We start from the raw sequence: 11,799 nt of genomic DNA, 5'->3' as shown, positions 1-11,799 counted from the left end.
GTCAATTTTTTATGATTTTGGCCAAAATTAGACTTAAAAAAATATTTTCCCAGTTTAACGAAACAAAAAATAAATTTTATATGGACGAATAGAGCGAAAATAAAGATTTTCCATGGCTGCCGATTAATTTTAAGTCGCGCTTAAAAAAACTCGCTTGTTTTAGGACTAATAGTGGTTTTTTTGATGATGATAGGATAAGACCAGATCGAAATCATACAAGGGATGATTATGATTTTAGCAGAGATCCAAATAATTATGATGATAAAAAAATGCATGAAGCAGAGAAAAATGTTCAAGAAAATTGGGATATGGATTGGAGACTCAGGGATAATAATTGTCAAGATTATGTTAATGCCGTAAGAAGAGAATATGAACGATTGAAAGAGAAAGGAAAAACTTCAGGTGGAGCAACTGGGAGTTGGTAAAAAATAAATTAAAATACAAGTGGTTAAAATCTATAAAAATTTTTATAACAAATGAAATGAGAAAATTTCAAGTTGTAATTATGAGTAGTATTATTTTATTGTTAATATTGATTTTATTTTTATTGGTAACTTTATTATTTAATAAATCGATTTTGAGCTTTAATGCTCCAAAATCAATAAGACTCTTTGTTCAAGCGATTGCTACCCCTAAAGATTTTTATAATTATTTAATAAATGAAGAATTAGATATTACCAAAAAAGGTTTAATCAAAAGGATTGAATTTAAAAACAAATATACAGGTAAATATGATGTTGGTGTTCTATTAGATAAAATGTCTGATGAAATATATTTCAAACCATTATCAGAGAGGTATAATTTAAAATTAAAAATACAAATCGATTTTTATTTGCAAAATTCTTTAATATTATCTTATTTTATCGAAAATAAATATGACCCTTTTATAGGACGTAATGATAATGGATTTTCATTTTTTACTTACGAATGCCCTAAAGACTTAGCAATCAGTAAATTAATCACATGTGAATTGAGAATTATTGAGCCTGATGATGAGCTATATAATACTTATGGACCTGTAAAATTTTATATTAGAAAAATGTCTGACAAATAATAAAATGGTAAAAATAATTTTGCCAATACTTTTTGTAGTAAATTTTATTTTTGTTATTTATGGATTATTTTTAAATTACAAATATTTAGTATTTTTAAAAGAAAAGCATTTTAATACATGGAGAGAATTAGGTAGTCCTAATTTATTTATAAATAATTCTGTTAAAAATAATTTAGCTCTATTAATGTTTTTGAAACGTAAGAAATATATTGATATAAATAATTCTGAGTTAACTAAAAAATCAAAATATTTGTGGAATTATAGTTGTTTCTATTTTATATTTTTTACTGTGACATTATTTATATTCATAATAAACTTAAAATAACCCCCTACACCCCGTTCTAAAGAACAGGGCTTTTTGGGGTGAAGTGGAGGAAATTTAAGAGACGCTGTTTATGTTGGCGATACTGATGAAAAAAATATTAATGATAATAATATTCGTTTTATTTATTATCGTCGGATTAATCTTTCGCAATGGATATTGTATGGGAACAAAAAATTATGGAGAGGTTAGATTGATTAATAAAGCTGATAAAGAAATTGTCAGCGGAACAATTGAAGTATGCCGGCAAAAATTTACTTTTAAAAATATAAAACCTAATGATTCAATAATGTTTTCTTTTAAGATAAAAAGTGATTCTGGCTATATAGTTTCAATTGAATTTATTTCAGGTAAACAGTTGAAGGAAAAGATTGGTTATGTTTGTAGAGGTTTTAGTTTTAAGGATTCGTTAATCATAAAAAGTGATGATGTTATTTTGGAATCTGAAGTTTTGAAGGAAATTAAGGAACAGTAGGTATTATGAAAAATATCTGTGAAAGAATTACTAAATTTAAAATTTTATTATTTTTTCTATTGATTCTTATTTCTTCCTGTTCCAAAAAACAGGAAGTTATCATTTACGTCGCCCATGACCAGGTTTACAGCGAGCCGATTTTGAAGGAATTTGAGAAAAATTCAGGGATAAAGGTCAAGGCGTTATATGACACAGAGGCGACGAAGACAGTCGGATTGGTGAACAGGTTAATTTCAGAAAAAGATAATCCGCAGTGCGATGTTTTCTGGAATAATGAGATTATCCGGACGATAGTCCTGAAAAAGAAAGGGATACTTGATTCTTATAAATCACCTTCGGCTGAAGATATTCCTGAGATGTTCCAGGATAAAGATAACACATGGACAGGGTTCGCGGCAAGGGCGAGGGTCATTATTTATAATAGCGCACTTGTTAAAGAATCGGACGCGCCGAAATCAAATTTGGATTTTACTGACAAGAAATGGAAAGGGAAATTCGCGGTAACAAACCCGCTTTTTGGGACATATTCCGCGCAGTGCGCCGCGCTTTTTGAATTATGGGGAGATGAAAAGGCAAAAGAATATTTCACAAAGTTAAAAGAAAATAACGCGATAGTTGTTGATGGGAATTCGGTTGTGAAAGACAGGGTCGCAAGCGGTGAAATACCGGCAGGGCTTACGGATACCGATGACGCGAATATCGGGATACTCGATGGTTACCCTGTAAAAATAATTTATCCCGACCAGGAAGGAATGGGGACATTTGTTTTTCCAAATACGGTGTCTTTGATAAAAGGGGCAAGGAATACGGAAAATGCTGGAAAATTAATTGATTATATTTTATCAAAAGAGGTGGAAGGAAAACTTGCGTTCTCTCAATCAGCACAAATGCCCCTGAGGCCTGATGTTAATAAGCCTGAAAATGTCAGGGATTATAAAAGTATTCTAACCATGAGCGTTGATTTTGAAAAAGTGGCCGAAAGGATTGAAAACTCCGGTAAATTTTTGCAGGAGGTATTCATAAAGTAATATGGTAAAGAAAAGATTTATATCAATAATAGCTATATTATCAACATTTGTGATTTTCGTGCCGTTATTTTATAGCTTGATAGAGGCTGTCTTTGAAAATAATTTACTAAATATACTGCTGTTAAATGAACGCCAGGTTATTTTATTGGGAAAAAGTCTTGTAATAGGTGTTTTTACGGGTTTATTTTCTACAGCCATTGCATTACCTCTTGCATTTTTAATAAGCCGGACAAATTTACCGGGCAGAAAAATATTTAACACGTTATTTATAATTCCTTTATTGATTCCGCTGTATATAATTGCCCTGGCATGGATAAACATAAATAGTTTTTTTAAAGATTTTTTTAATATATACAGCTTAAAAGGTGTTATAATGGTGATGTCATTCGGGCTTTTCCCTATTGCCTTTTATCTTATCAAAACAGGCCTTGATTCTATGGACCGGGAATTGGAAGAAACGGGGATCCTTATGGCTGGTAAGTTTGAAGCCTTCAGAAAAATTACCTTTCCTTTAATTATTCCTTCAATAATTGTATCCTTTGTATTTATTTTTCTTCTGGCGATTTCAAATTTTTCCGTGCCCGCGTGCCTGCAGGTAAATGTTTATCCTGTTGAAATATTTTCACAGGTATCCGCGTTTAATTCTTTCCAGTCCGCGATTATTATGTCATTGCCGCTTCTTTTTATAGTATTTGTTATGATATTTAGCCTTGGATTTTTGATTAAGAGAAAACATTTTGTGCCGGTAATAAATGAAAAAAAACAAGGGAATTTGATTAATCTCTTGAAATGGAAATATTTATGTTTTTTATTTTGTATGGTTTTTTCCTGCTTAACCCTGTTTTTGCCGGTTGGAGTTTTACTCATCAAATCCTTAACTCCCGGGGCGTTTGTTTTTGCGCTCAAAACGTCATATCCTGAATTAATCAGAAGTTTTGTTTTTTCCGTAACAGGGGCGTGTTTTATAGTTTTCATAGGATTTTTTATCGCGAATTTCAGAAAATACGTTGAAGATAAGAAGAAAAATTTATCGGAAACAGGGAATTTAAACTGGAATGTTTATTTGTTTCTTCTCGCGTTACCTGTAACAATTGTCGGTATCGCTTTGGTCAAGTTCTGGAATAGGCCAATATTTTCATTTTTTTACAAAAGCCCTGCAATAGTAATTTTAGCCTATATTACAATGTTTTTGCCGTTTGGCTCTGAAATTATCTGGATAGGTTTAAATCAAATAAATAAATCTTTTGAAGAAGCCGCGTTTGTTTCCGGCGCCGATTTTGGGCAAACTTTAATTCATATTTTAATTCCGCTTTTAAAACCAATAATTAAAGTGAGCTGGATATTAAGTTTTATATTTTGTTTTGGCGAACTCGGCGCTTCGCTTCTTGTAACGCCGGCGGGAATGGCAACTTTGCCTATGCGGATGTATAATTTGATGCATTACGGTTCAAGCAGCCTGACATGCGCGCTGGCCGTTATAGTGATGTTAGTTTTATTGCTTCCGGCATTAATTTTGTTTAATGAGAGAAAAATAATATGAAAACTATAGAATTAAAAAATATATCAAAATCATTTGGGAATATTAAGGCAGTGGAAGGAATAACGCTTGCTATAAATGAAGGGGAATTGGTAAGTGTTCTCGGCCCGTCGGGATGCGGAAAGACAACTCTGCTTCGGCTTATCGCGGGTCTGGACCATCCGGATTCCGGGCAGATAGAAATTAACGGGGTGATAAATTCAATCGCGGATAAATGTTTTATTCCCGCGGAGAAAAGAAACATCGGTATGGTATTCCAGAACCTGGCGCTCTGGCCGCATATGACGGTTTATGAAAATATGGAATTCGGTTTAAAAATTAAAAAGATACCTGAAAATGAGTTAAAAAACAAAGTGAGTGAGGCATTGGAAATGGTTTCCCTTTCATCCGCGGGGAACCGTTACCCGTCGGAACTTTCAGGCGGTGAAAAACAGAGAGCGGCCCTGGCACGGGCAATTGCGGTTGAACCGCGACTGCTCCTTTTAGACGAACCTTTTAACAGCCTTGACTGTAATTTAAAGCATGATATCCGTTCAGAGGTCAAAAATATTTTATCGGGTTTAAATATAACGGCAATATTTGTTACTCACAGCCAGGAAGACGCGGTTTTTATGTCAGAGAAAATTGCTGTTATGAATAAAGGCAGAATTGAACAATTTGACAGCACGGAAAATTTATATTCCAATCCGGCATCCGGCTTTGTAGCTGGCTTTATGAAAGGCTGTGAAGAATGTGTTTTAAGCCGGGTAAACCATAAAAAAATAAAATCTGACAGCAAAGTATATCATTTGGAAAAAATAAGCAATGTTAAATAAAGTCAGTATAGGTATTATATTACTTTTAATTTTATTAAGGAATGGTTATGCCGAAACTTTTTCCACCTGGAAAGGTATGGAGCTTGACAAATGCGCGTCGATCTGGCTGATTAAAAATTATGTTGATAAAAGCGCGGTGATAAAATTCTATCCCAGGGATACCTTTAAAATGGATGGGACATCTTTTGACGTTCCCGTTTCTGATTTGAGAAGCAGGGAGGGTAAATCAACTTTTACGCATATTTTGGAGAAATATAAAATAAACAATTCTATACTGAATATATTCAAAAAAATCATTCAGGACATTGAAACAAATATTTCAGGAGATAAAGTTACATCTGAATCAGCGGGATTAAACGCAATTGTTAATGGAATAATCGTTTCTTCTAAAAGCAATGATGAAATAATGGGAAAGAGTTTTGTTGTATTTGATGGATTGTATGCGGATATTGAGAATAGGTTGAAAAAGAGATAGGTTAAGAAATGAAAGTAATAAATATACTAGTTTTATTATTAATGCTCCCTCCAGTTACAATGGGCATGGAGAGAATTGCCTTTATTTCGTCCCTGAGCGGCAATTGGGAACTTTATACAGTTGATTCCACCGGGAGAAATTTAAAGCAGCTTACAAATACAATAGAAGACGAGCGATGGCCGAGTTTCTCGCCGGATGGAAAGCGGATAGTTTTTGGCAATAACCGCGGTGAACTTTTGTTAATAAGTACGGAAGGCGGTAATTTAGAAAAAATAAAAGTAAAACCCGGTAATTATTCAAGGCCGGTGTGGTCGCCTGATAACAGCAGGATAATCTATACTTCGATAATATCAGTGGTCCCTGAAGACAGTAATGTATGGGAAATTCCGATAGAAAAAGATAAGTTTCTTGAAGAGAGAGAATTTATTTTTGAAAAAGGCATGGAAAATTTTATAACATTTTCGAAAGATGGAAATAAATTAATTTATTCTTTATTTATGCCGCCGCGTGAAAAAGTATTGAAACAGGATTTAATGTTATTTGATATAAACGGGAGGAGTTTTAAAAAATTATTATCAGACGGTTATGACAACTCGCAAAATGTCTGGCTGCCGGATAGCTCTATGATTGTATATGTTTCCAATCGAAGCGGCAGTTATCAGATTTGGAGCATGAATATAGACGGGAGTGGCAGTAAACAGTTAACTAAAACTTTAGGTTATAACGGCAACCCTTGTTGTTCTCCGGACGGCAAAGAGATAGCTTTTGTATCGAACCGGACAGGCAGTGAACAGCTCTGGATTATGGATATAGACGGTTCTAATCAGCATCAGATTACTTTTCCGCCCGGTGAAGCAAAGGACCCGGTGTGGAGATGATGTGTAAAAAATGAAAATATTAAAATGTAAAATGTAAAATGTAAAATTCCGGAGGATATAGATGAAGAAAATTTTTCCCATAATTTTAATAAATTTATTGATAGGTATAAGTGACATTTTTGCCCTGCAGATTTCAGAGGTGACTGTGAACCCGCAAATGATTAATATAAACAGTCAAAGCGCAAGGGTTTCTTTTTATATTGATACAGACGCAAACATAAAACTCAGGTTGTATGACGCGGACAACTATATTGTTAAGGAAATAGAAAAACAGTGTTTTACGGGGATGAATTATCTGGAGTGGGATGGAAAGGATAAATATGGTAACGCGGTTCCAAATGACGCTTATTATTTTACAATTGAAGCCAAAGATGCAAATGGCGGAATTTATATTTATGATCCAACTGATTCTTCAGGCGGAGAAGATATATTTGTCACTGTTCCTATTGATTTCACAAACGGGTATAATGTAGATTATTTTTTAAAGAAACCGGCGAAAGTCAGGATCAGGGCAAATATTTACAGGACCGCAGTGTTAAATACCATTATAGACTGGGGGCCCCGTTTAGCAATCGATAACACAGAAAACTGGGACGGAAAAGATGAGTCAGGTTTAATTGAGGTCCCAAAACTGGATAAATTTTTTATGAAAATTTCAGCCTATGCCTTGCCGGATAACAGCATAATAACAGCAGGAAACAGTCAAACTTATATTGAATGCCAGAAAAGAATAGCCCAATTGGGCGGATTCAATAATTTAACGGAAAGATTAAATTCGCCGGAGGGTATAGAAGCGTCAGAGAGAGCAAGCCGAATCAGGGCGAATGCGTTATCGAGGCCCAATGTAAGTATAAATGAGCATTATATGTTATCCAAATCATTTAATTTTACACCTGATTTTACTATTGAATTAATAAGCGGTATTATAAGAATGGAAGATAACCTTCCTGTCGTAAAAGATGAAATAGCCGTTAAAATCACTTTAGATGACGATAGTAAAAATATGCTGATTAATCAGCAATATGAAGTTTCTTTTATTTTGGATGATGTGATCATCAGTGAAGAAGAGGAAGGATATTCCCCTTTTACAAAATTTTTCGATACAAAAAGATTTAGAAACGGAGAACATTTCCTGATAGTTAATATATCAGGTTTAAATGATTATGTGGGTGAGAAAAGTATTCGTTTCAAGGTGGAAAATTGAGAAAGGTGAGAAATGAAAAAGTTATTATTGGTTTTATTTATCAGTTTAACTTTAACTATTGCGATTACTGCTGCTGAAGTAAAATTGGATTCGACGGTTGTTTATTTAACATCTCCGGAATTCAGCATGCCCCTTCGTGTAAATTCAGTTAATAATTTATATGGTGCTGCGTTTGATCTTGGATATGACACAAATTTATTGGAAATTCAGGATGTTGACAACGATTCCAGCAATGGAATTAATCCGGAAGTTGTTGAAGGCACCATTCTAAACCAGGGCGGAATTGATTCCACTATTTTAATAAGCGGTTTAGAAGATAAAAAAGAAGGCAAATTAATAGTAGGAATAGTAAGGGATGAAACTACTGGAGTAAACATTAACATTGAGGATATTTTGCTTAGTATTGGTTTTCGGGCTAAAAATACCGGGGTGACAAATTTGATTTTTGATTCAGCGGTTTTAAAAGATAGTTATAATTCAACTATTGACGCGTCATGGATTAGTGGCAATGTCATAATTTATTCAAGCCCCGCGGATATTGAAACAACCCCTTCAAATTACGACCTGGTCCTCGGCCAGGCTTTGGATACCAGCCAGATTTTATTAATAAAAAATAAAGGCGGGGAGCCGTTAAGGTTTACAATCACGGATTCGGCTGATTGGCTGACGGAAAATATAACGAGCGGGACCATTTCAAAAGAGGACAGCACATTAATTAATTTAAATTTAACCACGTCTCTTTTGCCTCCGGGTATACATACAGCCCAACTTGAGATAAATTCTAATGATTCTGATAATAGCCTGGTTACTATTCCAATTAGCTTATTAATTAACAACCCGCCTGAAGCAAACTTTTCCAATATTCCTAATCCTTTAAAAACAGGGTACGGGAAGGTTGAGGTAAGTATTTTTGTAAGTGACTTTAATGGAGATATTAATAGATTGAAAGTGGAATATTCGCCTGATGGATTAAATTGGAACAGGGCTGAACTGGAACAGGTAAATGCTAATTATGGAACGCCGGTTTTAAATAATCAAAATGAATATCAGATAAGCAATATAAAAACAGATTCCGGGGTTAACAACATTACTTTTTATTGGCGCTCAATGAATGATTTGTCGGGAATTGAAGATGCTACAGTCTATTTAAGGATTTCAACTAATGACGGTTGGATAAACGGGAAAATTATTGTCAGTTCTGCTTTTGAGATTGATAACCTATCACCGCTTTCAACAGTAACCAATCCTTGGAATGGTGAAGTAATTGTAGATAGCGAGGTCCCGATTGATGGTATTGCATCAGATTCAGGTTCAGGGATAGAAAGGATAGAGGTATCGACAGACGGGGGTTCCACATGGGTATATGCGCAGGGGACAACATCATGGAGTTATGAATGGACACCGTCAGGAGATAAACAATACACAGTAATGAGCCGTGCAACAGATAAAGCAGGGAATGAAGAAATTCCAGGTATTGGAATAAATGTAACAATATTCTGCAGGCGGCCGAGTAATGTCACAGCAAGCGGCAGGCAGTTATTGATAAACAGCGAACCGTTTACAGTAAAAGCTGTTGATTATTCGCCGGTTCCTGTTGGAATAGATCCGGAGGAATCAGCGCCATATGGAGATTATTTCAAAGCGGAATACAAAAACATCTATGAACGGGATTTGGCTTTATTAAGACAGATGGGTGCAAATGCCATTCATGTATGGAATCTCGATTCAACCAGTAATCATCTGGAGTTTTTGGATAAGGCGTATAATGGCGGGGTAAATCCGATATATATAATAGCAGGGTATAGAATAAAACCGGGGTTAAATATTGATTTAGACTCAACTGATAATGTCAGGGAAGAAATAAAGAGCGGGTTCAAAACAATGATAAAAATGCATGAGAACCATCCTGCAGTTTTGATGTGGTCAATCGGCAATGATTTAAATGCAGAGTGGAAGTATGGGGCTAAACCGGACGCGCTTTTTAGTTTGATAGATGAAATGGCAGAAGTTGCGCATATAGAGGAAGGAGAGAGTTATCATCCGGTAACAACACCTCTTTTTGATAGTAATCTTATAAATGTTATTGGTGCGTATGATAATTCATTGCCAAATCTTGATGTATGGGGAGCAGGTGTTTATCGGGGCGGTACATTTGGGAGTTTATTCAGTGATTATGAAACCGTGAGCAGTAAACCTTTTATGATTTTAGGATATGGTATAGACACATATGACAATGTTAATAAAAATGAATATGAAAATATTGGACCGGCGTATCAGGCAGAAAATATAAAGGCGCTCTGGAATGAGATAAAAGCAAATTCATCTGTTTGTATAGGCGGTTCAATAAGAACATATTCAGATGAATGGTGGAAGGGGAAATACTCCACTGATACAACATATACAGACAATGACCCTGGATACCATGGAACAACAGGGCATTCCGAATCCAGCAGTCCTGACGGATACTTAAATGAGGAATGGTGCGGGATTATGAGGGTGAGAGATAATGGTTTGAATCCTGATATAATGGAACCGAGGTTTGTATACTATATGTTAGAATCACTCTGGGGGAACGGGATTTTAGATGAAAAAGTATCAATTCCCTGTAAACCTGAGGGTGAAATAAACGGGATTGCCGGAGAAACATATATATATACAACAAAAGATGCATCATCCAGCAAGGGGCATAACATTCTATATAAATTCCAGTTTGGAGATGGAACATACTCCGACTGGGGAGATGGAACGGCTGTTCAGAAAACATGGTTTTTGCCGGATAAATATCTTGTAAAAGCGCAGACAAAATGCGAAAATCATGATATAATCTCCGGAGAATCTATAGGGCTTCTTGTAAATATAAGTCAAGGAATGCCGTCAGTAAGCTTAACGGCAAATCCGGTATCAGGGAATGTCCCGTTGACAGTAAATTTCAAAACGGATGTAGAGGTTTCAGACGGCAGAAGTATTGTGAGCTACGAATGGGATTTTGACGGAGACTATTATTATGATACAATTACTTTAGACAGCACAGCAAGTTATACATACAATGCTTCCGGCACTTATAACGCAAAGGTAAAAGTTACAGATGACAAGGGAGCAGCCGGCGAATGCGGGATTGTAATTACTGCGGAAGAAATTAAACAGACGATAATAATATATGGTTCGGGTTATAATTATCTTAGTCAGTCATTCAGGGCAGGTTTGTCTTTGAATATAGATTCTTTAACGCTTGGAACAGGCTGGTTGAAATATTATTATACACTTAATAGGCTATCACTTGTAAGCACAACAATTACAGAAATATCTGTGAATAATAATATCGTAACTATTAAAGGTATTGGGACAGTAAACGGGGGAGGCGGATATTCATGGACAGCAATTATTTCTGACAGCAACCCTGATTCAATGGGGATAGAGATACTTAAGCCGGATGGCAGCTTGTATTTTAAAGCGAATTCTCAACAGATAATCAATGGGGATTATAAGTTGAGTGTGCAATAGGAAAGAAAAAGAGGAGGGATGTATGAAAAAGTATTTAATGTTGTTTCTTTTGATGAATGTATTGGTTTTTACATCTGGAGTGCATGCTGTTCCGATTATTAGCTATACAGAGAAAGATTTAGGGAATGGTTCATGGCAATATGATTATAGTTTCTATAATTCAATTAATGATTCATATCTTTCAGGTGTCTGGCTGGATTTTTACAATGATGTAGATGTTACAGGTTTATCACTTCCAACCGGATGGGATGGTTTAGTATGGATGGGGACAAACACAACTAGTTTTTTAGAAGCCCATTCTATTGATATGACTTATGATATAGCACCCGGAAATTATTTAATGGGTTACAATTTTGAAGTTAATTATCGCCTTGGAGATATTGATTATTTGAGCCATCGGGGAGTTTTTTCAACCTTCACCGATGACTAATGATTTTATTTTCCATGTGGATTTATTTGCACGATAGGCTTGAAGTTGATACATTTGAATAGCAAGCCCCATCGCGGCAA

General features: G+C 35.1%; 11 protein-coding genes. All 11 read left to right on the top strand.

The window, feature by feature from the left end; all coding sequences use genetic code 11:
* Positions 1-269: 269 nt before the first annotated feature.
* Entirely contained in the window at positions 270-425 is a 156-nt protein-coding gene (locus AB1498_13405; protein ID MEW6089288.1) for a hypothetical protein, read from the top strand.
* Positions 419-1,054, top strand: coding sequence for a hypothetical protein (locus AB1498_13400; protein ID MEW6089287.1), 636 nt, complete (start codon positions 419-421; stop codon positions 1,052-1,054). Before AB1498_13405 ends, AB1498_13400 begins: the two co-directional genes overlap by 7 nt.
* A 410-nt stretch (positions 1,055-1,464) precedes the next feature.
* Positions 1,465-1,851, top strand: a complete 387-nt coding sequence (locus AB1498_13395; protein MEW6089286.1) for a hypothetical protein — start codon at positions 1,465-1,467, stop codon at positions 1,849-1,851.
* 5 nt (positions 1,852-1,856) lie between these two features.
* Positions 1,857-2,879 carry an extracellular solute-binding protein gene (locus AB1498_13390; GenBank protein MEW6089285.1) on the top strand — a complete coding sequence of 341 codons (1,023 nt, stop codon included), beginning with the start codon at positions 1,857-1,859 and terminating at the stop codon, positions 2,877-2,879.
* Position 2,880: 1 nt separating this feature from the next.
* Entirely contained in the window at positions 2,881-4,419 is a 1,539-nt protein-coding gene (locus AB1498_13385) for an iron ABC transporter permease (protein ID MEW6089284.1), read from the top strand.
* Positions 4,416-5,231, top strand: a complete 816-nt coding sequence (locus AB1498_13380; protein MEW6089283.1) for an ABC transporter ATP-binding protein — start codon at positions 4,416-4,418, stop codon at positions 5,229-5,231. Before AB1498_13385 ends, AB1498_13380 begins: the two co-directional genes overlap by 4 nt.
* Complete coding sequence (locus tag AB1498_13375) at positions 5,221-5,706, top strand: chromate resistance protein ChrB domain-containing protein (GenBank protein MEW6089282.1); 486 nt, start codon at positions 5,221-5,223, stop codon at positions 5,704-5,706. The genes AB1498_13380 and AB1498_13375 overlap by 11 nt, the downstream gene beginning before the upstream one ends.
* An 8-nt stretch (positions 5,707-5,714) precedes the next feature.
* Positions 5,715-6,584, top strand: coding sequence for a hypothetical protein (locus tag AB1498_13370; GenBank protein ID MEW6089281.1), 870 nt, complete (start codon positions 5,715-5,717; stop codon positions 6,582-6,584).
* Positions 6,585-6,645: 61 nt separating this feature from the next.
* Complete coding sequence (locus AB1498_13365; protein MEW6089280.1) at positions 6,646-7,788, top strand: FlgD immunoglobulin-like domain containing protein; 1,143 nt, start codon at positions 6,646-6,648, stop codon at positions 7,786-7,788.
* Between the two features lie 12 nt (positions 7,789-7,800).
* Positions 7,801-11,289, top strand: a complete 3,489-nt coding sequence (locus tag AB1498_13360; protein MEW6089279.1) for a PKD domain-containing protein — start codon at positions 7,801-7,803, stop codon at positions 11,287-11,289.
* 22 nt (positions 11,290-11,311) lie between these two features.
* On the top strand, positions 11,312-11,719 hold the full coding sequence (locus AB1498_13355) for a hypothetical protein (protein MEW6089278.1): 408 nt from the start codon (positions 11,312-11,314) through the stop codon (positions 11,717-11,719).
* The last annotated feature ends 80 nt before the right edge of the window (positions 11,720-11,799 follow it).

The sequence above is a fragment of the bacterium genome, assembly GCA_040754625.1.
GTDB lineage: Bacteria > JACRDZ01 > JAQUKH01 > JAQUKH01 > JAQUKH01 > JAQUKH01.
This window is presented reverse-complemented; position numbering and strand designations above follow the sequence as displayed.